The 22,556-nt window shown below is 71.9% G+C and carries 16 protein-coding genes; 10 read left to right on the top strand and 6 right to left on the bottom strand.

All coding sequences use genetic code 11. From position 1 onward, the window contains the following. Positions 1–6: 6 nt before the first annotated feature. Both NAEX_RS03770 and NAEX_RS03765 read left to right on the top strand, forming a co-directional pair. Positions 7–306, top strand: coding sequence for a TFIIB-type zinc ribbon-containing protein (locus NAEX_RS03770; RefSeq protein WP_096326147.1), 300 nt, complete (start codon positions 7–9; stop codon positions 304–306). 13 nt (positions 307–319) lie between these two features. Continuing rightward, the gene (locus NAEX_RS03765) at positions 320–1,171 is read left to right on the top strand and encodes a LysR family transcriptional regulator (RefSeq protein WP_096326146.1); all 852 of its coding nucleotides are present in this window, start codon (positions 320–322) and stop codon (positions 1,169–1,171) included. A 129-nt stretch (positions 1,172–1,300) separates the two neighbouring features. On the opposite strand, the gene NAEX_RS03760 is transcribed toward NAEX_RS03765, so the two are convergent. Beyond that, a complete protein-coding gene (locus NAEX_RS03760) occupies positions 1,301–2,272 on the bottom strand; it encodes an isopenicillin N synthase family dioxygenase (protein ID WP_096326145.1) in 972 nt (323 codons plus the stop codon). A gap of 40 nt (positions 2,273–2,312) precedes the next feature. After that, positions 2,313–3,539 carry a NupC/NupG family nucleoside CNT transporter gene (locus NAEX_RS03755; protein WP_245913608.1) on the bottom strand — a complete coding sequence of 409 codons (1,227 nt, stop codon included), beginning with the start codon at positions 3,537–3,539 and terminating at the stop codon, positions 2,313–2,315. 129 nt (positions 3,540–3,668) lie between these two features. Between NAEX_RS03755 and NAEX_RS03750 the strand changes: the two genes are divergently transcribed. The 8 genes from NAEX_RS03750 (at position 3,669) to NAEX_RS03715 (ending at position 14,806) form a co-directional block, all read left to right on the top strand. Continuing rightward, a complete protein-coding gene (locus NAEX_RS03750; RefSeq protein WP_096326144.1) occupies positions 3,669–4,256 on the top strand; it encodes a thymidine kinase in 588 nt (195 codons plus the stop codon). 577 nt (positions 4,257–4,833) lie between these two features. Continuing rightward, the gene (locus NAEX_RS03745; protein WP_170135429.1) at positions 4,834–5,478 is read left to right on the top strand and encodes a lamin tail domain-containing protein; all 645 of its coding nucleotides are present in this window, start codon (positions 4,834–4,836) and stop codon (positions 5,476–5,478) included. After that, entirely contained in the window at positions 5,469–6,740 is a 1,272-nt protein-coding gene (locus NAEX_RS03740) for a thermonuclease family protein (RefSeq protein ID WP_096326142.1), read from the top strand. Before NAEX_RS03745 ends, NAEX_RS03740 begins: the two co-directional genes overlap by 10 nt. Positions 6,741–6,772: 32 nt before the next feature. Further along, positions 6,773–8,248: a lamin tail domain-containing protein gene (locus tag NAEX_RS03735; protein WP_170135428.1), complete on the top strand. Its 1,476-nt coding sequence runs from the start codon at positions 6,773–6,775 to the stop codon at positions 8,246–8,248. A gap of 1,390 nt (positions 8,249–9,638) precedes the next feature. Then, positions 9,639–10,172 (top strand): thermonuclease family protein, encoded by a 534-nt coding sequence (locus tag NAEX_RS03730; protein WP_096326140.1) that lies wholly within the window; start codon positions 9,639–9,641, stop codon positions 10,170–10,172. A 37-nt stretch (positions 10,173–10,209) separates the two neighbouring features. After that, on the top strand, positions 10,210–12,576 hold the full coding sequence (locus NAEX_RS03725; protein WP_096326139.1) for a helix-hairpin-helix domain-containing protein: 2,367 nt from the start codon (positions 10,210–10,212) through the stop codon (positions 12,574–12,576). Positions 12,577–12,635: 59 nt separating this feature from the next. Continuing rightward, on the top strand, positions 12,636–13,547 hold the full coding sequence (locus NAEX_RS03720) for a hypothetical protein (RefSeq protein WP_096326138.1): 912 nt from the start codon (positions 12,636–12,638) through the stop codon (positions 13,545–13,547). A gap of 329 nt (positions 13,548–13,876) precedes the next feature. Then, positions 13,877–14,806, top strand: coding sequence for a M23 family metallopeptidase (locus NAEX_RS03715; protein WP_211302346.1), 930 nt, complete (start codon positions 13,877–13,879; stop codon positions 14,804–14,806). 166 nt (positions 14,807–14,972) lie between these two features. Here NAEX_RS03715 and NAEX_RS03710 read toward each other — a convergent pair whose 3' ends face one another. The 4 genes from NAEX_RS03710 to murG all read right to left on the bottom strand — a co-directional run bounded on the left by NAEX_RS03710 (position 14,973) and on the right by murG (position 22,539). Continuing rightward, positions 14,973–16,907 (bottom strand): serine hydrolase domain-containing protein, encoded by a 1,935-nt coding sequence (locus NAEX_RS03710; protein ID WP_170135427.1) that lies wholly within the window; start codon positions 16,905–16,907, stop codon positions 14,973–14,975. Between the two features lie 154 nt (positions 16,908–17,061). Further along, complete coding sequence (locus NAEX_RS03705) at positions 17,062–18,228, bottom strand: AAA family ATPase (RefSeq protein ID WP_096326136.1); 1,167 nt, start codon at positions 18,226–18,228, stop codon at positions 17,062–17,064. 112 nt (positions 18,229–18,340) lie between these two features. Next, positions 18,341–21,244, bottom strand: coding sequence for an aminomethyl-transferring glycine dehydrogenase (gene gcvP / locus NAEX_RS03700; RefSeq protein ID WP_096326135.1), 2,904 nt, complete (start codon positions 21,242–21,244; stop codon positions 18,341–18,343). Between the two features lie 65 nt (positions 21,245–21,309). Further along, the gene (murG, locus tag NAEX_RS03695; RefSeq protein WP_096326134.1) at positions 21,310–22,539 is read right to left on the bottom strand and encodes an undecaprenyldiphospho-muramoylpentapeptide beta-N-acetylglucosaminyltransferase; all 1,230 of its coding nucleotides are present in this window, start codon (positions 22,537–22,539) and stop codon (positions 21,310–21,312) included. Positions 22,540–22,556 lie beyond the last annotated feature (17 nt).

Genomic DNA, 22,556 nt, shown 5'->3' with positions numbered 1-22,556 from the left:
GGCGTGATGAGCAGCGGAACTCTGAGCGAACAGGAACAGAAGTTGCGCGAGGATCTCGCGCGCAGGCGCGAGGCCGTCCAGATCCGTCAGTCCCAGATCTCGTCCGACGAGCGCGAGGAGCAGCGCCGGCTGCACTGGATGCGCTGCCCCAAGTGCGGCAGCGAGCTCGCCGAGGTCCAGTTCCGGGCCGTCAAGGTCGACAAGTGCTTCTCGTGCAACGGCGTGTTCCTCGACGACGGCGAGCTCGAGCAGCTGACCGGAAAGCCAGGTTGGTTCGACAGCATGCTGCGGTTCTTCAAGGGCTGAGCCGCCGCGCTCGATGCTGGCCTCGCTCGACGACCTGCGCTACCTCGAGGCCTTCGAGCGCCTCGGCTCGGCCACGGCCGCCGGCCGCGACCTCGGCGTCGCCGCCTCGACCGTGTACCGCCGGATCGCCGCGCTCGAGCAGGCCGTCGGGTTCGTCTGCCTCGAGCGCACCCGCGGGATCACGGCCGCCGGCCGCGAGCTGGCCGCGCTCGCGCGCAGCACCGGCGCCACCCTGGCCGGCATCGCCCGCCGCGCCCGCGAGCGCCGCGAGGAGGTGCGGGGCACGATCACCGTCACCACCATCGACGGCTTCGGCCCGCTGCTGGTCGCGCCGATCGCCGCGCTCGCGGCCGCCTTCCCGCTGCTCCGGGTCGACGTCCACATCTCCGACGCCGGCCTCAGCGTGCGCAAGGGCCAGGCCGAGATCGGCCTCGGCCTGCTGGCGAACCCGCCGCACACGCTGGTCGGGCGCAAGCTGTTCCCGGTCCAATTCGGCGTGTACGGCACGCGGGCCCTCGCGGCCGAGCCGGAGCAGGCGCGCTGGCTGGTGCTCGGCGCCCCGCTGCACACCACCTGGCTCGGGCAGTGGGAGCGCGAGCACGTGCCGCAGGACCGGGTCGCCTTCGCCACCCCGTCGCGGCGCCTGCTCGTCGACCTGACCGCCGCCGGCGTCGGCCTCAACCTCATGCCCGCGCGCCTGGCCGTCGAGCACCCCGAGCTGGTCGAGCTCAAGCAGTTCCGCGCCACCACGGCCGCGTTGACGCGCCCGGCGTGGATCTTGACCCACCCCGACCTGCGCAAGGACGCCCGCGTCGTCGCGGTCATGAAGGTGCTGGCGAAGCACCTCGCGCAGCCCGAGGGCTGAGCGCGCAGGGCCGCGCTGCGACGCCCGGAACTCGCCCCTTCGGACATGTCCCGGGCGCCATGCTCGTCGGCGCCTGACGCGATCCCCGGATCTGCCCCTTCGGGCATGTCCCGAGCGCCAGGCCGCTGTTCACTTCTGCGGCCCCAGCAGCCCGATCTCGACCAGCCGCTGCGTCAGGTACTGATCGGCCGTGATCGGCTCGGGATAACGATTGGGGTTGTCGGGCGTGACGCACGACGACAGCGACTCGATCAAGAACTCCGAGTTCGGGTGGAGGAAGAACGGGATCGAGTAGCGGGGCACCTCGGCGTAGGGCGAGGGCGGGTTGACCACGCGGTGGGTGGTCGAGCGCAGCACGTCGTTGGTGAGGCGCTGCAGCATGTCGCCGACGTTGACCACGATCGCCTCGGGGATCGTCGTCACCGGGACCCACTGGCCGGCGCGGCTCAGCACCTCGAGGCCGGGCTCGCCGGAGCCGATGAGCAGGGTGATGAGGTTGATGTCCTCGTGCTGGCCGGAGCGGACGCTGCCGGGGTCGCCGCGGTTGGGCGCGAGCGGCGGGTAGTGGATCGGGCGCAGGATCGAGTTGCCGTGGTCGGTCTTGTCGGCGAAGTAGTGCTCGTCGAGGTCGAGGCCGAGGGCGACGGCGCGGAGGACCCGGTCGCCGAGCGCCTCGAGCTGCTGGTAGAGCGCCCAGGTCGCCTCGCGGAAGCCGGGGATCTCGGTCGGCCAGACGTTGGGCGGGTAGTGGGCCGTCCACGCCGCGCCGGGCACGTGCTCGCGGCCGACGTGCCAGAACTCCTTGAGGTCGACGGCCGGGCTGTCCTTGGCGTGCTCGACGCCGAACGGCGTGTAGCCGCGGGCGCCGCCCTTGCCGACCCGGTAGGCCAGCTTCTTCTCGAGCGGCAGGTCGAAGAACGCCTTGATCACGCGGTACGCGTCGGCGATGAGCGCGTCGGGGATGCCGTGGTGGGACACCGCGACGAACCCGATCTCGCGGTAGGCGTGGTTGAGCTCGCGGACGAACCCGGCCCGCTCGCGCGGGTCGTCCGAGCGGTCGAAGCGGCGGATGTCGAGGATCGGTACCAGTTCGGTGGACATGTCTTTTGGTTCCTGACCTGAAGACCAGAGCGGCGCGGGCTCACAGGAGCGCGCCGGCGACGCAGGCGGTGGAGAAGTTGGCGAGCGTGGCGGTGACCAGCGCCAGCGCCCCGAGGCGGGCGATGTCGGGCTTGCGCTCGGGCACCAGCGCCCCGAGCCCGCCGATCTGGATGCCGATGCTCGACAGGTTGGCGAACCCGCACACGGCGAAGGTCGCGATCGCCACGGTGCGCGGGTCGAGCCCGCCGGCGGCCGCGTGGAGCTGCTGGAACGCGACGATCTCGTTGACCGCCACGCGCGTGCCGAGCACCCCGCCGACGGCGGTCGCCTCGGCCCACGGGATGCCCATCAGCGCGGCGATCGGCGCGAACGCCCAGCCGAGGACGCGCTCGATCGACAGCGGCGCGCCGAACAGCGGGACGAGGCCGACGATCGCGTTGAGCAGCGACACCAGGGCGACGAACGAGATCAGCATCGCGCCGACGTTGGCGGCCAGGCGCAGGCCGTCGCTGGTGCCGCTGGCGGCGGCCTCGAGGATGTTGCCGTTGTTCTCGACCGGCGCGTCGCGGACCACCCCGGCGGTCTCGGGGGTGCCGGTCTCGGGCACCACCAGCTTGGCGAACACCAGCGAGATCGGCGCCGTCATCGCCATCGCCGTGAGCAGGTGCTCGATCTTCACCCCGCCGAACAGCACGTAGGCGCCGAGGATCGCCCCCGACACCGACGCCATGCCGGCGACGATCACCGTGAACAGCTCCGACTCGGTCAGCTTGGACAGGAACGGCCGGATCGTCAGCGGCGCCTCGGTCTGGCCCATGAAGATGCTGGCGGCGATGCACAGCGACTCGGCCCCGCTGGCCCCGAACACGTGGACCATCGCCCGCGCCAGCACGCGGACGATCAATTGCATCACCCCGAGGTAGTAGAGCACCGCGAACAGCGCCGCCACGAACACGATCGTCGGCAGCACCTGGAACGCGAAGATCATGCCGATGCCGGTGGCGCCGCTCTGGGGCAGCCCGAGCTCGCCGAACAGGAAGCGCGAGCCGACGAACGCGTGGTCGAGCACCGCCTGCACCGCCTTGGCCGCGTAGGCCAGGCCGTCGCCCCCCTGCGGCAGCTTGAGCAGCAACAGGCCGATGATCCACTGCAGCGCCACGCCCCACAGCACCACCCGCAGCGACACCGCCTTGCGGTCGCGGCTGAGGGCGTAGCCGACGCCGAGCAGGACGACGAACCCGACGACGCTCATGAGCTGGAGGGGCATCCGCCGCGGACTTTAGCAGCCCGCCCGAGGCGCGTGGAGGGTGGTATCGACATTTCGCGGGGCGCCGCGATCGCCGGCCGGGGCGGCTTTACAGCCCGGCGCTCGGCGAGGCACCATCCCGGCGCCCGCATGGCCAAGCTCTACTTCCGTCACGGCACCATGGACAGCGCCAAGACCCTGAACTTGCTGGCGGTGGCCCACAACTACCGCAGCCAGGGCAAGCGGGTGCTCCTCTTGAAGCCGCGGATCGACGACCGCTTCGGGGCCGGCGCGATCGCCTCCCGCGCCGGCCTGCACGCCGAGGCCGACCTCCTGCTCGACCGGGACAGCGTCCTCGACCCCGCGCAGTTCGTCGGCGTCGACTGCGTCCTCGTCGACGAGGCCCAATTCCTGTCCGCGCGGGTCATCGAGCAGCTGCGCGTGCTGACCCAGGGCGGCCCGCCGGTCATCTGCTACGGCCTGCGCACCGACTTCCGCACCGAGCTGTTCGAGGGCTCGCGGCGGCTGCTCGAGCTGGCCGACAGCATCGAGGAAGTGAAGGTCACCTGCCAGTTCTGCAACCGCAAGGCGATCTTCAACCTCCGCCACGGCGGCGGCGAGGCGGTCACCGAGGGCGAGCAGATCCAGCTCGGCGGGGCCGAGAGCTACGCGCCGGCCTGCTTCGCCTGCTATCAGGCCCGCACCTCGCTGTTCCCGCCGCTGCCGCCGCGGACCTGAGGCCACCGCCTCCGGCGTGAGGCGCCACGCGGCCGTCGCTCCGCCGTCGCGGCGCGGCCGGGATGCGGCCTCCTCACGCCGCTCCCTCACGCCATCGGACCGCGGCCGAAATGCCTGGTGGCAGCGCTTGCGCCAGCGGGTCTCGCCGGCCGCGGGCCTCTGCATGGAGACGATGTCCGCCCGGCGCGGCAGGCGGGCCCGCGAGGCCCCGCGTAGCCGCGATCACACGGCGATTCGATCGACTGGGGTCTTCGGGGAGCACCTGGTCCTCGGGACAGCCCCCAACAATCGCAGCACATCGCCGCGGATCGCGGAAGTCGGCTCCCAGGGCCGATCTCCGCCCCCCCGCGGCCTTCGTGGTCGCACTGAACGAACGTTCAAATCGCATCCGGCGCAGGCCCGGCACTCACAAGTTTGTATGTGAAATTTCAACGCGCTCCCCGGTTGGTGACGGCGGCGACATCGAGGCCCGCGTCACCCGCGTGGCGAGAGAATGTCGCCCCATCGTCTCCGAATTTCTCCTGGAGCCTCGGCCCCGGCGCGGGGGGGCCCCGTGTACCATGACTTCCCGGGAGCCGTGTTCTCGGGCCGTACGGACAGCTTGTTGCGCCTGGCGGCGCCGCCGGTGCTGGCGGCGTCCCTCGCGTGCGTCCGTCCGCCGCTGGAGACCGAGTGTCCCAGGGTTCAGCCCGGGGACCTGGTCCTCACCGAGTTCCGCGAGGACCAGCCGGGCTCGTACCGGCAGTGGATCGAGCTCTACAACGCCTCGGACGAGCCGATCGCGTTGACCGGGCTGCGGCTCGCCTTCACCCGCAACGACGGCAAGGAGGACGGCAGCTTCATCGTCCGCGACGACGACCTCGTGGTCGAGCCGGGGGACTACGTGGTGCTCGGCAGCGACGACCCGGAGCGCGCGCCCTACCTCGACTACAGCTACCTGGTCGACTGGTACAGCCCGTCGAACCCCGACAACCCGCGCGACCTGCCGAAGGGCGGTCTGGTCGAGGTGCTGGCCTGCGGCGAGCTGATCGACCGGGTCGTCCTGCGCAACTTGACGCAGCAGGACCCGAGCCAGCCGCCGCTCGGCACCACCTTCTGGCCGGGCGAGCCGAGCGCCGCCGACAACGACGAGGGCGCGAACTGGTGCGTCGACGACTTCACCACCTCGACCGGCATCGGCGTGTTCGGCACCCCGGGGGAGGCCAATCCGCCATGTCCCTGAAGACATGGTCTTTCGTACAGGCCCGCCGGGTCGCGCTCGCGGCCCTGGCGCTGCTCGCCTGCAACCCGGTGGTCCACCGGTTCGATCGCACCAGCGTCGCCGCCAGCCTGGCCAAGGGCAACGACGCCGCGCTGATCATCGGCGAGTTCCCGCTGATGAAGGTCACCGACGGCGACACGATCCGCGTCGCCGGCCTCGACGCCAGCATGCGCCTGCTCGGCCTCGACACCGAGGAGACCTTCAAGCGCAAGTCCGAGTACATGGAGTTCGACAAGGGCTGGGAGCGCTACCTCGCCGAGGCCCAGGCCAAGACGAAGAGCCCGGTCAAGATCCCGACGCCGATGGGCGAGGAGGCCAAGAAGTTCGCCGAGGCCTTCTTCAAGGGCGTCCGCACCGTCCGGCTCGAGCGCGATCACCCCAAGGAGATCCGCGACTTCTACAACCGCTACCTCGCGTACGTGTTCGTCGAGAAGGACGGCAAGACCTACAACTACAACGTCGAGTGCGTGCGCGCCGGCATGAGCCCGTACTTCAGCAAGTACGGCTACTCGCGCCGCTTCCACAAGGAGTTCGTGGCCGCCCAGGAGGAGGCCCGGGCGGCCAAGCGCGGGATCTGGGACCCGACCAAGCAGCACTACACCGACTACGACCGCCGCCTCGAGTGGTGGAACCGCCGCGGCGACTTCATCCAGGCGTTCGAGCTGCAGGCCGCCGACCACCCCAACTGGATCGTCCTCACGCATTGGGACGCGCTCGACCGCCTGCAGAGCAGGGTCGGCCGCGAGGTCGTGGTCCTCGGCGCCATCGGCGACATCCGCGAGACCGCCGGCCCGACCAAGGTCCTGCTCAGCCGCCGCCGCACCGGCAGCCTGCCGCTGATCTTCTTCGACAAGGACGTCCTGGCCCGCTCGGGCGCGCTCGAGGCCCGCGGCGAGTTCGTGGTCGCCCGCGGCGTCATCACCAAGTACTTCAACAAGTACAAGAAGCAGGACGAGCTGCAGATCGTGGTGACGATGCCGGGGCAGATCCAGCGCGAGGTGCTGGCCCCGTCCGCCGAGCCCGAGGCCAAGGCCGAGCCCGCGCCCGCGCCCGAGGCCGCGCCGCAAGAGACGCCGGCCCCCGAAGGCGTGCCCGACGCGGCGGAGCCGGACGAGCAGACCCCCCAGGACGACCTGAACACCGCCAAGCAGGACGCGGCCGACGCCCGGGCGGACGCCATCCTCGAGCGAGCCGCCGACCGCGAGGGCACGACCCCCCGATGAACCGCCCGCCCGGGCGAGACCGAGATCCGACCATGAACCGCCGCACGCTCGCCCGCCTCGCCCTCGTCGTCGCCGTCGCCCCGTCCGCGGGCTGCGGCGACAGCAACGCCACCAGCGACACCGACGGCGGCAGCTGCGTGGCGGCCCTGCGCGGCGGCGAGCTGGTGATCACCGAGTACATGCCCGACCCCAAGGGCAGCGACGCCGACGGCATCGAGTGGATCGAGGTCCACAACCCCGGCACCGCGCCCGTCAGCCTGACAGGCGTCGGCCTCGTCAGCAGCAAGGCCGACGGCACCGACGCCAAGGGCCACCTGATCCAGGACTCCGTCGAGATCGCCCCGGGCGGCTACATGACCTTCGGCGCCGTCACCGACGAGACCCGCCCGGAGTACATCGACTACGGCTACGGCACCGACCTCGGCTCGATGTCCAACACCTCGGGCCTCCTGACCGTGCGCTGCGGCGACGTCGTCGTCGACGAGGTCCTGTACGACGCGACCCGGATCAAGGACGGCGTCAGCACCACCCTCGACGGCCAGGTCGCCCCCGACGCGACCGCCAACGACGACCTGACGAAGTGGTGCACCGCCCCGACCGACGGCGAGCCCTACTTCACCACCGAGTTCGGCTCGCCGCGCCAGCCCAACGCCGCCTGCCCGCTGGCGGCCCCCGAGTCGTGCGGCCAGTGCTACGACGGCGGGGTCCTGCGCGACGCCGTCGGCCCGCAGGCGGGCCAGCTCGTGATCAGCGAGGTCATGGCCAACGCCGGCCTCACCAGCGAAACCGTCGGCGAGTGGTTCGAGCTGCAGGTCACCGGCGGCGCGTTCGACCTCAACTGCCTGCAGTACGGCAGCAACACCACCAAGTTCGCCTCCGACCCCGAGAGCGCGCAGGTGCTGCAGCAGCCCGAGTGCTTCGAGGTCGGCGCCGGCGACACCGTGCTGTTCTCGCAGAAGCAGTGGGAGGAGACCGACGTCGTCATCAAGCTGACGCTGAGCGACAGCCCCAGCGACTCGAACCCCAGCCCCGGCGTGTTCATCGCCTACGGCGGCGAGATCCTCGACGAGCTGCACTACCCGAAGCCCAAGGACGGCGTCGCCTGGAGCCTCGACCCCGGCGCGACCACCGTCGCCGGCAACGACGACCCGGCCAACCTCTGCCTGGCCTACAACGCCTTCGCCGAGGGCGACTTCGGCACTCCGGGCGCGCCCAACCCGGTCTGCCTCAAGAGCCCGTGCGACGACGGCGGCACCGTCCGCGAGGCGGTCGCACCTGTCCCCGGGGCATCCTCATCACCGAGGTCCACGCCAACGTGTCGACCGGCATCGGCGAGCCGGGCGGCGAGTGGGTCGAGTTCTTCACCCCCGTCACGTTCGACCTCAACGGCCTGCAGCTCGGCAAGTCGGCCGCCGACGTCGACTTCACCTTCCCGGGCGAGCAGTGCCTGCCGGTCGGCCCCGGCTTCGTCCTGCTGGCCCGCAGCGGCGCCGCCGGCGACATGCTGACGCCCGCCGCGACCTACACCGGCCTGCAGCTCGCCAACACCGACGGCACCCTGTGGATCGGCGTCGGCGACGTCGAGCTCGACCAGATGCCGTACGACACCCCGAAAGACGGCGTCGCGCGCCAGGTCGACCCCGCGGTGATCGACGCGTTCACGATGTCGCTCGACCCGACGCTCAACGACCCGGCCGAGGCCCGCTGCGACGCGACCGTCCCGTACGCCCCGTTCGACACCGACCTCGGCTCGCCCGGGGCCGAGAACCCGGTGTGCGGCGGCCCGCCGCCGACCGGCCAGTGCACCGACCCCGACACCCAGACCCCGCGCGACATCGACCCGCCGCAGGCCGGCGAGCTCCTGATCACCGAGTGGATGGCCAACCCCTCGCTGGTCGGCGACACCGAGGGCGAGTGGTTCGAGCTGTTCGCCGACGCCGACTTCGACCTCAACGGCCTCGAGCTCGGCAAGGTGTGGGACCCGTACACCGTCGGCGACGTGGTCCCCAGCGCCGGCGACTGCCTCGAGGTCAAGGCCGGCGACTCGGTGCTGATCGCCCGCTCGGCCGACCCGGCGGTCAACGGCGGCCTGCCGGCGCCGCGCTTCGTCACCAAGCTGAGCCTCGGCAACTCGAACGGCGGCCTGTTCGTCGGCCACGGCGGCGCCGAGCTCGATCACGTCGCCTACGCCTCGACCAGCGACGGCGACTCGACCCAGCTCTCGCTCGAACTCATCACCCCCGGCGCGCTCGACGTCGCCGTCAACGACGACCCCGCCAACCTCTGCTTCGCCGACGCGCTCTACAACGCGGCCGACAAGGGCAGCCCGGGGGCCCAGAACGTCTCGTGCGGCGGCGGCTTCGTCGACCCGTGCTTCGACCCCGAGCTCGGCGCCATGCGCGAGAAGCAGTCGCCGGGCGTCGGCGACCTCGTGATCACCGAGTTCCTCGCCAACCCGTCGGGCACCGAGACCGACCGCGAGTGGTTCGAGGTGCTGGCCAACGCCGACGTCGACCTCAACAACGTCAAGGCGCTGTCGAAGTTCGCGCCGACGCCGGCCGAGCTCGCGGCCGCCAAGACGTTCGGCGGCACCGACTGCATCGCCGTGACCGCCGGCACGCGCGCGCTCGTGGCCCGCAAGGCCGACCCCGCGGTCAACGGCGGCCTCCCGGGGGTCGACGCCGTGTTCGGCTTCTCGCTCGCCAACTCGGCCGGCGCCGTCTCGCTCGCGGTCGGCGACCTCGTGCTCGACGCCGTGCAGTGGGCCACCAGCCAGGGCGAGGACATCGCCACCCAGCTCGACCCCGGCGTCTCGAACCCCGCCCTCAACGACGACACCGACGCCGCGCCCTGGTGCGACGCCGTCGGCCCCGGCACCCCGAAGCAGGAGAACCCGGCATGCCCCTGACCCGGCTCGCGCTCATTCTCGCGTCCCTTCCCCTTCTGGCCTTCGGGACAGGCGCTTGCGAGGCCTCCGAGGCGTCCGACGCGGACGGCGACGACGCCCCCCTGCAGTCGAAGTGCGGCCCGACGGCGGGGCGGGTCGCCAGCGTCATCGACGGCGACACGATCGTGCTCGAGAGCGGCGAGAAGGTCCGCTACCTGCTGGTCGACACGCCGGAGATCACGAACGGCAAGCGCGAGTGCTTCGGCCTCGAGGCGCGCGACTTCAACGCCGAGTACGTGCTGGGCCAGGAGATCGAGCTGACCTACGACGTCGAGTGCGCCGACACCTACGGCCGCCTGCTGGCCTACGTCGACGTCCCCGACGGCGAGATCAACTCGCTGCTGATCGCCCGCGGCTACGCCTGCGTGCTCGACATCCCGCCCAACGGCGAGGACCGGGCCGGCGAGTTCATGGCCATGCAGCGCGCCGCCCAGGACCAGAAGGCCGGGCTGTGGGGCATGTGCGGCGACGTCTGCGGCCCCTGACCCGGCCCTCGAGCTCGAGCCTTCGAACCTCCGGTAGATGACCCGTCACATGTCCTTGCGGCCAGCTTCATGCGCACCCCGCCGCGCGCGCGGGCGCGGCGCGATCGCCCCCGCGCTCGCGCTCGGCCTGTACGCCGCGCTCGCGCCCGCCGGCGCGGCCGCGGCCCCGTACGAGACCTTCGTCGACGTCGACGACGAGGACGACCTGCTCGAGCTCAACACCGCCGGCGACATCTCCGGCGAGACCTTCGACACCCTGGTCGAGCTGCTGCGCCGCGGCGTCAACCTCAACACCGCCTCGCGCGAGGAGCTGTTCACGCTGCCGAACCTGACCTACAAGCAGGTCGACGGCATCATCCGCTACCGCCAGGAGGCCGGCTTCATCTACGACCCGGCCGCGCTGGTGCTGGCCGGCGTGCTCGACCGCGACCAGCTCGAGGCGATCGCCGCGTTCATCTACATCGTCGAGCCCAACCGCCGCTACGCCGCCACCTCCGGCAAGGTCCGCCTGCGCACCGCCTGGTCGCCGCCCGACCGCCGCCTGCCGGCGATGGTCCTCGACGGCCAGGTCCAGACCCTGCGCCACCTCCGGCTCGGCGTCGCCGGCGTGCTCACCCGCAGCCGCGTCGACGACGTCCGCTACGACCCCAACCGCGACGCGCTGTCGGCCGAGCCGCCGCGCCCGCGCGGCTACCTGCCGAAGGTCTACATCCAGTGGGAGGACGACAATTACAACGTCCTCCTCGGCACCTACCGCATCGGCTTCGGCCAGCGCCTCACCTTCGACAACACCCGCAATTACACGCCGAACGGCATCTACCGCGACAACACGATCTACCCGCGTCCCGTCCGCCTGACCCGGCTTTGCAAGGAGTCGGCCGGCGAGCTGCCCGACTCGCCCTGCGACGGCGACCTCGGCAGCACCTACGTCACCCCCGACTTCCGCTGGCAGGAGACGCTGCAGGGCATCGCCGCCGGCATCAAGAAGCTCAAGCTCGGGCACGGCTGGATGCAGGCCTACGCGTGGACCTCGGTGCAGGCGCGCAGCATCTATCAGTACAAGCTGTACGACCCGGACAAGTGCGACGACCCGCGCAGCGACGACCCCCGCTGCGACGCCCCGCCGATCTACAAGCGCCAGCCCGACCCGTTCGCGCCGACGTCCGAGTTCGGCTATCAGACGCTGCCGCGGATGTTCCGCGAGGTCACGAGCGGCGGCAACGTCAGCTACTTCTTCAACCGCCGCTCGTGGATCGGCGCCACCGGCTACGGCACCGCGATCAAGTGGCTGACCGGCGGCAAGGACTACGACTTCCAGGAGTGGGCCCGCACCCCGTTCGGCGGCCCGTTCGGGGCCGTCGGCCTCAACGGCGCGTGGGGCTATCGCTGGAGCGACCTCGGCATCGAGGTCACGCGCAGCTTCGACTCGATGGCGAAGGCGACCGGCGTCAACCCCGGCGACAGCAAGGGCGGGGGCGGCTTCGCGGCGATCCTCCGCCACACCGCGACGTTCGGCAAGCACGAGATCGAGACGATCGTCCGCTACTACGACACCGAGTTCGCCAACCCGTACGCGCGCCCGCTGGCGTCGCCCGACGTGTACGAGGGCCAGCGCGCGCGCGACGAGGCCGGCGCCCGGATCCGCTACACCGGCAAGCCCAACAAGGCCTCGAACATCCGCACCTACGTCAACGCCTGGGTGTCGCCCTCGACCAAGGCGCCCGGCATGCACGCGTACCTGCGCGGCGATTACCTGGTGACCCGCTGGTTCCTGCCGGCCCTGTGGGTCGAATACCGCGACAAGGACATGCGCAAGACCGGCCATCAGTACTGCTACGGCGGCGACGTCGGCGTGTCCGACCTGGTCGCCGGCGACGACCTCGACGGCGAGGTCTACAGCGACGAGGCCCTGGTCTACACCAACCTCAACGGCGAGCCGGTCCGCTGCGCCGGCGAGCAGCTCAAGTTCAACGTGCAGATGGCCTTCATGCCGCACAAGCGGGTCAAGATCGTGCCCCGCTACCAGCAGCGCTTCGTCGGCGACCCGCTCAAGGTCGACCCCGACGTCCCCGGCTTCATCCCCGACGTCTACGAGAACGTCGAGCAGGACCAGCGCACCAAGTACCGCCGCGACTCGCAGGCCTGGCTGACGATCAGCACCCGGCCGATCGATCCGCTGCGGATCCGCGCCCGCGTCCGCTGGCTGTCGATGGACACCTCGAGCAACACCCTGCTCGAGCAGTCGCTGTGGAACTACCTCGACGTCGCCTACCTGATCAAGAAGACCTTCATGATCCAGGTCCGCTACGATCTGTACTTCTGGCTCGACAAGCGCCCGAGCACGCTCGAGCGCATCCCGTCGCCCGAGAACCGCTTCCTCGTCTCGCTCGAGGGCCGCTTTTAGGGCGTCGCGCGGGGGCGCGCGGCTTGCCGGCGATCGGGCGCCGCGATATCCTCCGCGCAATGTACACAGCTCGTCGACAGCTCGCCGCGACGGCGGCGATATTTGTCCTTGGTATCTCCGGCTGCAGCGACAGCGATCCGCTCGATTCGGTCTCGGGCGCGACCCATGTCAGCGCCACCAATGTCTCGAGCGCCGGCTCGAACGGCAGCGCGACCGATGGTGGCAACACCGAGGGCGACAGCGAGGGCGGCACCGACACGGCGGGCACCGCCGGCGAGCCGACCACCGGCGAGTCGTCGATGCACGAGGTTTGCGAGCACTATCTCGACTGCCTCGCCGTCGTCAGCCCGGCCGAGCTGCCGACAGCGCAGGCGGGCTTCGGCCCCGACGGGTCGTGCTGGAACGGCCCGATCGAGACGATCGAGCAGTGCCTCTACGCCTGCGAGAGCGGCTGGGAAGCGCTGCACAACGGTCACCCCGACGAGCCGGCCTGCTACCTGTGCGTCTCCGACGACGACTGCGCGGCCGGGCTGGCCTGCGTCGACGGTGACTGCCGGTCCCCCAATTGCGGCGACGGCACGCTCGACGACGACGAGGTGTGCGACGGTCAATTCGGCTGCAAGCTCGACTGCACCGCCGAGGGCTGCAATCCGCTGAGCAGCGCCGGCTGCGGCGAGGGCGAGCAGTGCTTCGTGGACCAGTCGTCGACGCTCTGTCTCGCTCCTGGGGGCGACCTGCCGGGGGCCCACGAGCCCTGCGAGCCGGAAGCGCCCGGCACCTGCGCGGCCGGCCTGCTGTGCGTGTCGGCGTTCGATGTCCCCGACTGCGACCCCGAGGTCTTCGAGTACTGCTGCGAGCATTTGTGCAACGTCCAGGACGGGCCGGAGGCGTGCCCGGGCGGCCTGACGTGCTACGGGATCGGGCTCGAGCCGCCGCAGGGCGAGTACGTCGGCGTCTGCCTGTTCTTCTGAGGCGATCGACGGGCGAGGCCCGGTCCGCGCGCATCTCGCCGGTGCTCGTCCACGGGGCGCCGGCCCGGCATGCCGAGTCCGGCCGTCGAGGAGGCGCGACGGCGACCCTGGTGATGCGGACGGAGGTCGATCGAAATCGATCGCCCGCGCACATGCGGAGGTGCGCGCGAGGCGAGGTCGCGGGAATCGCGGCGCAGCGATGTCCAGTGATCGAAAACCGGGGCCCCGTTACTCGACAGGACGACGTTCGGGGCCGCCGAACCCGCGGCTCCGCGTGTGGGGACCGACCCCATTTCCGCGCCCTGTCTCGCTCGCGAAGGACACCGACCATGACCCGACTTTCCTCCGTGCTCGCCCATCGCATTCTCGTCTCGCTGGTGCTCACCGGCGGCCTGGCCGTCAGCGGCTGTGTCGAGGACATGACCGCCGAGGAGGCGGAGGCCGATCCAGCCGCGTTCTTCGGCGACGAGGAGTGGTGGGACGAGGGCCCGCCGGCCGGCGAGGAGGCGAAGGACGAGGCGCTCGAGCCGATGGACGACCTCCGCGCGGAGACCGAGATCGCCGCCGCCCCGGCGTTCCAGCTGCCGTTCCCGTGCGGCCAGGTGTGGGCCGGCCAGACCCGCACGAATCACAGCCCGGTCAACTCGATCGACTTCAACCGCACCGACGACGTCAACGACCCGGTGGTCGCGGCCGCCGCAGGCAAGGTCACCCGCGTCGCCAACGAGGGCAACACGAGCTACGGCCGCTGGATCGAGATCGATCACGGCGGCGGCTACCGCACCCGCTACGCGCACCTGAACACGCAGACCGTGTCGGTCGGCCAGAGCGTGAGCCAGGGCCAGAAGATCGGCACCGTCGGCAGCACCGGCGGCTCCTCCGGCCCCCACCTGCACTACGAGCAGCGCCTGAACGGCACCGCCCAGAAGCCGGTGTTCAACGGCGCGACCGCGCTGTTCTTCGGCACCAAGAACTACACCAGCAAGAACAAGTGCAGCGGCGGCGGCTCCGGCGTGACCGGCACCGTGAACACCAGCGGCGTGGCGCTGACCGTGCGCTCGGGCCCGAGCACCGGCTCGACCGCGGTCGGCTCGGTCCAGGACGGCGCGACGGTGACGATCACCTGCCAGAAGCACGGCACCTCGGTGACCGGCACCTACGGCACGACGACGCTGTGGGACTTCATCGGCACCGGCTACGTGTCCGACGCCTATGTCAACACCGGCTCCGACGGCCAGGTCGCGCCGACCTGCAACTGAGCCCGCCTGAACGCGCAGCGCGCCGGCTCGCGAGCACCGCTCGCGCCGGCGCTCTCGTCGCGAGCGGGTCGGCGATCGCGAGCGCCGCCGGCGGCAGCGGAGCGCCGGGATCGGTCATCCCATGTCCTTGGGGACAGATTCTTCGACGCCGCGCGGCGCGTGCTCGTCAGCGGCAGACCGGCAGCGCGCCGGTCGAGGCGACCTGGAACGAGACGATCCGCGCCGGCTGCCCGCGGTCGACGGCGATCGACAGCTTCGCGGTGCCCTTGTCGCACTTGAGGGCGTAGGTGGCCTCGCGCGGGCCGCGGACCTCGAGCGGCTTGTCGAGCTGGCACGCGCCGTGCTCGAACTGCACGTCGTCGATCGTGCGCGTCAGCGCCGACCGGCGGAAGCCGGGCGAGAAGTGGGCGAGGAACGTGGCCTCGTCGAACTGCGCGAGCATCGGCGCGGCGGCCTCGGCCAGCGCCTGCAGCTCGGGGGCGGGCTGGCCGGACAGCCAGCCGAGGCTGAAGCTGGCGATCTTCGGCGTCTCCGCGCTGGTGAGGTGGACCGTCAGCTCGGCGTCGCCGTGCTCGCACTTGGCCCGGTACACGCCGGACCACGGGCTGCTGGCGCGCTTGAGCGCGCCGAGCGTGCAGGCGCCGAGGCCGGCGTGCAGCCACTGCATCTCGGCCGTCAGCAGCTTGGCGTTGCCCGGGGCGGTCCAGGCGTGGGTGCTCCACTCGCCGAACTTCGCCGGGTCCCACGCGGGCATGAGGCCGACGATCCGCTGCGCCGCCTCGGTCAGCTCGGGCAGCGGCTGCGGGGCGCGGGTCGCCAGCACGCCGCCGTCGGCGAGCACGCGCTGGAGCTGCACCGCGATCCCGTCGGTGTCGGTCCAGCCGGCGTTGCCGAGCACGATGATGCCGACGCCGGCGTACGGGAACATGCGGATGGTGGCGAAGTAGCCCTCGAGCGCGCCGTTGTGGCCGACGACGTAGGAGGCCTCGCAATTGTGGCCGACGCTCCACGGGAAGCCGACGCCCGAGGCGCCGCCCTCGACGCCGGCGGCGGCCGCCTCGTCGCCGGTGGTGCGCGCGCGGAAGCTGCGGAGGGCGCGGAGCCGCTGGGCCTCGCGCAGGGTGGAGCGGGCGATCGGGCCGACGTCGGCGTCGCCGCGCGGCGGCCAGGCGTCGAGCTGGAAGGCGACGAAGCGGGCGAGGTCGGCGACGGTCGACCACAGCCCGCCGGCGGCGCTGAGGGCGCTGTGACGACCCGCGGTGGTGGCGACGATCTTGCCGTCGACGGCCACGTGCCCGCGGGTGCGCTGCTCTGCCGGCAGTTCGGTCGCCTCCCACACGGTCTCTTGCATGCCCAGCGGCTGGAGGATCGAGTCGCGGATCGTGACCCCGAACGGCTTGCCCCCGGCGGCGGCGATGATGTGGCCGAGCAGCACGAACCCGAGGTTCGAGTACTCGGAGCCGATCCCCGGCGGGCGCAGCAGCGACAGGCCGTCGATCGCCTGCATGACCTCCTCGCGCGTGTGCGGCTTGCCGGTGATCGGCAGGTCGGGGTCGCGCGGCAGACCGGCGGTGTGCGTGAGGATGTCGCGCACGGTCAGCGGCCGCGCGTCGGCGTTGGGATAGACGAGGTGGTTCAGCTCGGGCAGCACGAGGGCCGCCGGCGCGTCGAGGTCGAGCAGGCCCTCGTCGGCGAGCCGCAGCGCGGTCATGCCGGAGAACACCTTGGTGATCGAGCCGATCCGGAACGCGGTGTGGACGTCGATCGGGCCGCCCTCGTCGACGTGGCGCACGCCGAAGCCCTCGCCCCACACCAGCTCGCCGTCGACGACGACGCCGACGGCCAGGCCGATCAGGCGGTCGTCGGCGACGATCTTGGCGGCGACGTCGTGGAGCTTCGGCAGCACGGCGGCGACCTTCTGCGAGCGCTTGACGTCGCTGAACACCGCCGGCGGGACCTCGCGCACCGCGAGGGTGACCCCGCTGCGCGGCGACTCGGCGGGGACGAGCGCGGCTCCGGGCGTGAAGGCGGGCCTCGGCCCGTGGGCACAACCGAGCCCGAGAGCGACGATGAACGGCAGCTGAGCGATGCAACGACGCATCCCGGCGATTATGGTCCGAGCCCCCCGGCCGGCGGTCACGGCCGGTCGCGGCTGTGCAGCGCGCCACCGGCGAGTGGCGCTCGCGCGCGTCGTCGCGACCCGCTCGGCCTCTCGCTGCATCAGGTCGACCCGGCGAAGCCTCGCGCCGCGGCGCTCACGAGCTCGTCGGCGGGCCTTCGAGGAGCACGCGGCGGAACACCTCCGAGAGCTCGCTCTGGCGCTCGTCGGCGGCCGGCTGGGGCGTGACGCGCTCGGCCCGGGTGTGGCCCCGCTCGTCGCGGTGGACGGTGTAGAGCCGCTGGTCGGGGTCGTGGAGGTCGAGGCCGGCGAGGATCGCCGGGTCGCGGGCGGTGAGCAAGATCTGCTTGCCGTGCCGGGCCGCCAGCGCGACGAGCCGGCGCGTCAACGCGGCGCCGAGCTTGGGCCCGAGCGCGGCGTCGATGTCGTCGATGGCGAACAGCTTCGGCGTGTCGGGGCTGATGACGAGGGCGAAGCAGAACAGCAGGAGGAGGAAGCCGTCGCTGGCGCTGCGCTGGTCGAAGTACGCCGGCGGACCGCCCTCGCCGGCGGCGAGGTGGCGGTCGCGGATCCGCACGGCGCGCTCGTAGGGCATCAGCTCGGCGCCGATCTGCAGGTCCTCGAACCAGTCGACCAGGCGCAGCTGCTCGCGCAGCTCGGCGAGCCGCGCCTCCTCGCTCGCGAGCGCCTTCAGCAGCGCGAACAGGCCCTCGCCGCGGACGCCGAGCGGGAGGATCTGGCCCTCCTGCTCGAAGCTCCGCAGGGCCCGGCTCTCGGGCGCGTAGATCAGGAACGACTTGAGCGGGTCGAAGTTGTCGAGCAGGAACATCTGCGCGAGGCGCCCGTCGATGAACTCCGCCAGCTCGTCGTCGCTGATCCGCTCGGCGTCGTCCTGGATCACCGACTTGAAGGCGGCGCGGAAGCTGTCGACGAGGAGGGTCTCCTTGGGCGAGCGGACGCCTCGCTCGGTCAGGACCTTCTTCCAGAAGCCGCGGCGGGACGGCGAGGTCTCGACGTGAAAGCCGACGCGCTCCTGGCCGTGGGCCAGGCGGAAGTCGATGCGCGTGTCGTCGCCCGGCGCGAACGCCGAGCGCATGAAGCGAGGCTCGGTGGCGCGGATGCCTCGACTGGCGAGGAACTCGTGGTCCAGCTTGTCGGCCAGCGCCGCGCCGGCGAACGCGACCGCCTCGAGCAGGTTGCTCTTGCCGCTGCCGTTGTCGCCGAGGAGCACCGTGACGCGGCCCGGCTCGAGGCGGAGGTCGCGGATCGACTTGAAGTTCTTGACCTGGAACTCGGTGAGCACGGGGCGCCAGGCTTACCGCCCCGATGCCGGACGGTCAACGCGGGTGTCATGGGCATCGGCGTCCGCGTCGCGGAGGACGCGGACGCCGATGCGTGACGACCGCGGCGAGCCGTCAGTCCGCGTAGGCGTCCATCGGCGGGCAAGTGCAGACGAGGTTGCGGTCGCCGAAGGCGTTGTCGATGCGGGCGACGTGCGGCCAGAACTTGCCGGCGGCGACCCACGGCGCGGGGAAGGCGGCGACCTCGCGCGGGTAGGGGCGCGCCCACTCGGTGGCGGTGACGACGTCGGCGGTGTGCGGCGCGTGCTTGAGCGGGTTGTTGTCGCGCGGCCACTGGCCCTGCTCGACCTTCCGCACCTCCTCGCGGATGGCGATCATCGCGTCGCAGAAGCGGTCGAGCTCGGCCCTGGGCTCGCTCTCGGTCGGCTCGATCATCAGCGTGCCGGCGACCGGGAACGACATCGTCGGCGCGTGGAAGCCGTAGTCCATCAGCCGCTTGGCGAAGTCCTCGGCCTCGATCCCGGCGCTGGCCTTGAGCGGGCGCAGGTCGAGGATGAACTCGTGGGCGACGCGGCCGCGCTCGCCGCGGTACAGCACCGGGTAGTGGCCCTCGAGCCGCTTCGCCATGTAGTTGGCGTTGAGGATCGCGACCTTGGTGGCGCGCGTGAGGCCGGCGGCGCCCATCATCAGGATGTACATGAAGCTGATCGACAGGATGCTGGCGCTGCCCCACGGCGCGGCCGAGACCGGGCCGATCGCCTGGTCGCCGCCGCACTTCACCACGGGGTGCCCGGGCAGGAACGGGGCCAGGTGCGCGGCGACGGCGATCGGGCCCATGCCGGGGCCGCCGCCGCCGTGCGGGATGCAGAACGTCTTGTGCAGGTTGAGGTGACAGACGTCGGCGCCGTAGTCGCCCGGGCGGCACAGCCCGACCTGCGCGTTCATGTTGGCGCCGTCGAGGTAGACCTGGCCGCCGTGCTCGTGGATGACGCCGCAGATCTCGCGGATCTGGGCCTCGAACACCCCGTGCGTCGACGGGTAGGTGATCATCAAGGCGGCCAGCTTGTCCGCGTGCTGGGCGGCCTTCTTGCGCAGGTCGCCGACCTCGACGTTGCCGCGCTCGTCGCAGGCGACGGCGACGACCTTGAAGCCGGCGAGCACCGCGGAGGCGGGGTTGGTGCCGTGCGCGGAGGTCGGGATCAGGCAGACGTCGCGGTGGCCCTGGCCGCGGCTCTGGTGATAGGCGCGGATGACGAGGAGGCCGGCGTACTCGCCCTGCGAGCCGGCGTTCGGCTGCAGCGAGACGGCGGCGAAGCCGGTGATCGCCGACAGCGAGCGCTCGAGCGCGGCGAACATCGCGGTGTAGCCGGCGGCCTGGTCGCGCGGGACGAACGGGTGCAGGTCGGCCAGCTCGGGCCACGACAGCGGGATCATCTCCGAGGTGGCGTTGAGCTTCATCGTGCACGAGCCGAGCGAGATCATCGAGCTCGTGAGCGAGAGGTCGCGGCTCTCGAGCTTGTGGATGTAGCGCAGCAGGTCGTGCTCGCAGTGGTAGCTGTGGAACACCGGGTGGGTGAGGAACTCGCTCGTGCGCGTCTGCTCGCCGAAGCCGAGCTCGGCCCCGCGGGCCAGCTCGGTGACGTCGAGCGACGTCGGGCCGCCGGCGAACACCTCGAGCAGGGCGGCGACCTCCTCGACGGTGCTGCGCTCGTCGAGGGCGACGCCGACCCGGCCGGCGTCGATCGGCCGCAGGTTGTAGCCCTTCGCCAGCGCGCGCGCGTGGACGGCGTCGGCGTTGACGCCCTGCAGCGCGACGGTCAGCGTGTCGAAGAACGGGGCGTCGCCGGGGTCGTGGCCGAGCTTGCGCAGGCCGGCGGCCAGCGCGGCCGTCAGCGCGTGCACGCGGGCGCCGATCCGCTGCAGGCCCTGCGGGCCGTGGTAGACGGCGTACATGCCGGCCATGATGGCGAGCAGCACCTGCGCGGTGCAGATGTTGCTGGTCGCCTTGTCGCGGCGGATGTGCTGCTCGCGGGTCTGCATCGCCATGCGGTAGGCCCGCTTGCCGCGCGCGTCGCGGGACACGCCGATGACGCGGCCGGGCAGCAGGCGCTTGTGCTCCTCGCGGCAGGCGAGGAAGGCCGCGTGCGGGCCGCCATAGCCGAGCGGGACGCCGAAGCGCTGGGCCGAGCCGACGGCGATGTCGGCCCCCATCTCGCCCGGCGGGCGCAGCAGGGTCAGCGCGAGCAGGTCGGTGGCGACCACCGCGAGCGCGCCGGCGGCCCGCGCCCTGGCGATGAGGGCGCTCGGGTCGCCGATCCGGCCGTAGGTGTCGGGCACCTGCAGCAGCACGCCGCAGACGTCGCTTGTCCCGAAGTCCATGTCCGCAGGGGCAGCCACGCGGACGGCGACGCCGATCGCCTCGGCGCGGGTCTTGACGACCGCGATCGTCTGCGGGTGGCAGTCGTCGGCGACGACGAAGGCGCGCTTCTTGCCGCCGGCGACGTGCAGGCACATCGCCATCGCCTCGGCGGCGGCGGTGCCCTCGTCGAGCAGCGAGGCGTTGCTCAGCGGCAAACCGGTGAGGTCGCTGACCATCGTCTGGAAGTTGATCAGCGCCTCGAGGCGGCCTTGCGAGATCTCGGCCTGGTACGGCGTGTACTGCGTGTACCAGCCCGGGTTCTCGAGGATGTTGCGGAGGATGACCCCGGGCGTGTGGGCCGCGTAGTAGCCCATGCCGATCAGCGAGCGCAGCACCTTGTTCTGCTGCATCAGCCTGCGGAAGCGGACCAGCGTCTCGGCCTCGCCGGGCTCGCGGTCGGCGACGACGCCTTCGCCGAGGTCGAGGCCGCCGGCGAGCCGGATCGAGCCGGGCACGGCCTCCTCGACGAGGGCGTCGAGCGACGACAGCCCGAGCGTCTGCAGCATCGCGGCGATGTCGTCGGGGCGTGGCCCGATGTGGCGGTGGACGAAGGTGTCGGTGGGCGCGAGGAGGGCGGCGATCGGGTCGACGGCGGGCATCGGCGGAGCGCATAGTAGCCGCGCGCTCTCGGGCCCCCAGGCCCCTCAGGCGAGAGTTTGGGCACTCACCGCCACGCGCTCATGGCGTCGACGATCGTGCGCGCCGCCTCGGGCCGGGCCGCGGTGCGCATGGCGTTGCTCATGGCCTGGAGTCGCTCGGGCGACTGGAGCAGACCGACGAGCGCGCCCGTCAGCGCCTCGGGCGTCCACTCCGACTCGCGCAGGAGCACCGCGCCGCCGGCGTCGACCAGCGCGCGGGCGTTCCACTCCTGGTGATTGTCGGTCGCGTGCGGGAAGGGCACCAGCACCGCGGGCTTGCCGACCGCGGTGAGCTCCGACAGCGAGGTGGCGCCGGCGCGGCACAGCACCAGGTCGCACCAGGCGTACGGCGCGGCCATGTCCTTGAGGAAGGCGGCCACCCGCGCGCGCGGCTCGCCGAGGCCGAGCGCCGCGTAGCCGCTCCTCACCCGCTCCTCGTCGCCCTTGCCGGTCTGGTGCCAGATCTCGAGGTCCGGCAGGCGCTCGAGCAGGGCCGGCAGGGCGGCCAACACGGCGTCGTTGATCGCCCGCGCGCCCTGTGAGCCGCCGAACACGAACAGGCGCGGGCCGTGCGGCGCCGCGGCCGCGGCGGAGGTCTCGCCGGCGGCGACGAGTTGGCCGAGGATCTGGCGGCGGATCGGGTTGCCGGCCAGCACGACCTTGCGCGCCGGGAACCGGCCGCGGACGTCAGGGAAGGTGCAGAACACCTTGCGCACCAGGCGAGACAGGATCCGGTTGGTGATCCCGGGGATGCTGTTCTGCTCGAGGATGGCGGTGGGGATCCGCAGCATGGACGCGGTCGCGACCACCGGCCCCGAGGCGTAGCCGCCGACGCCGACGACCACGTCGGGCCGCAGCCGGCGGAGCAGGCGGAGGCTCTGCCACCACGCCCGCGGCAGACGCAGAAGCCCGCGCACGAGGCCCATGACGCCGCGGCCCTTGATGCCGGCGACGTCGATCAGCTCGAGCGGATAGCCGCTCTCCGGCACCGCGCGGGCCTCGATGCCGCGGGCGGTGCCGACGAAGTGGACCTCGCCGCCGCGGGCCCGGATCTCCTCGGCCAGGGCGATGCCGGGGAACAGGTGCCCGCCAGTGCCGCCGCCGGCGATCACCACGCGCAGGCCGGCGGTGGTCGCCGCCGCCGCGCCGGGGCGGGCCTGCGGGGCCGCGCCCTGGGGGGTCACCGCCTCGCCGTCGCGCAGCAGGAGCCGCGGCAGAACGGGGGTCTCGGCGGTGGTGGCGAGGGCGCGGGTCATGACGCCGGGATATAGAC

The organism is Nannocystis exedens (assembly GCF_002343915.1).
Lineage (GTDB): Bacteria > Myxococcota_A > Polyangia > Nannocystales > Nannocystaceae > Nannocystis > Nannocystis exedens.
The sequence above is the reverse complement of the archived record's forward strand: the minus strand, read 5'-3'. Positions and strand labels throughout refer to the sequence as shown.

Bases quoted from the DNA above. Each gene is read 5' to 3' on its own strand.
- NAEX_RS03730 (WP_096326140.1), top strand. From the start codon at position 9,639: ATGCCCCTGACCCGGCTCGCGCTCATTCTCGCGTCCCTTCCCCTTCTG.
- NAEX_RS03725 (WP_096326139.1), top strand. From the start codon at position 10,210: ATGACCCGTCACATGTCCTTGCGGCCAGCTTCATGCGCACCCCGCCGC.
- NAEX_RS03735 (WP_170135428.1), top strand. From the start codon at position 6,773: ATGAACCGCCGCACGCTCGCCCGCCTCGCCCTCGTCGTCGCCGTCGCC.
- murG (WP_096326134.1), bottom strand. From the start codon at position 22,539: ATGACCCGCGCCCTCGCCACCACCGCCGAGACCCCCGTTCTGCCGCGG.
- NAEX_RS03770 (WP_096326147.1), top strand. From the start codon at position 7: ATGAGCAGCGGAACTCTGAGCGAACAGGAACAGAAGTTGCGCGAGGAT.
- NAEX_RS03720 (WP_096326138.1), top strand. From the start codon at position 12,636: ATGTACACAGCTCGTCGACAGCTCGCCGCGACGGCGGCGATATTTGTC.
- NAEX_RS03740 (WP_096326142.1), top strand. From the start codon at position 5,469: ATGTCCCTGAAGACATGGTCTTTCGTACAGGCCCGCCGGGTCGCGCTC.
- NAEX_RS03710 (WP_170135427.1), bottom strand. From the start codon at position 16,907: ATGCGTCGTTGCATCGCTCAGCTGCCGTTCATCGTCGCTCTCGGGCTC.
- NAEX_RS03765 (WP_096326146.1), top strand. From the start codon at position 320: ATGCTGGCCTCGCTCGACGACCTGCGCTACCTCGAGGCCTTCGAGCGC.
- NAEX_RS03755 (WP_245913608.1), bottom strand. From the start codon at position 3,539: ATGCCCCTCCAGCTCATGAGCGTCGTCGGGTTCGTCGTCCTGCTCGGC.
- NAEX_RS03750 (WP_096326144.1), top strand. From the start codon at position 3,669: ATGGCCAAGCTCTACTTCCGTCACGGCACCATGGACAGCGCCAAGACC.
- gcvP (WP_096326135.1), bottom strand. From the start codon at position 21,244: ATGCCCGCCGTCGACCCGATCGCCGCCCTCCTCGCGCCCACCGACACC.
- NAEX_RS03715 (WP_211302346.1), top strand. From the start codon at position 13,877: ATGACCCGACTTTCCTCCGTGCTCGCCCATCGCATTCTCGTCTCGCTG.
- NAEX_RS03760 (WP_096326145.1), bottom strand. From the start codon at position 2,272: ATGTCCACCGAACTGGTACCGATCCTCGACATCCGCCGCTTCGACCGC.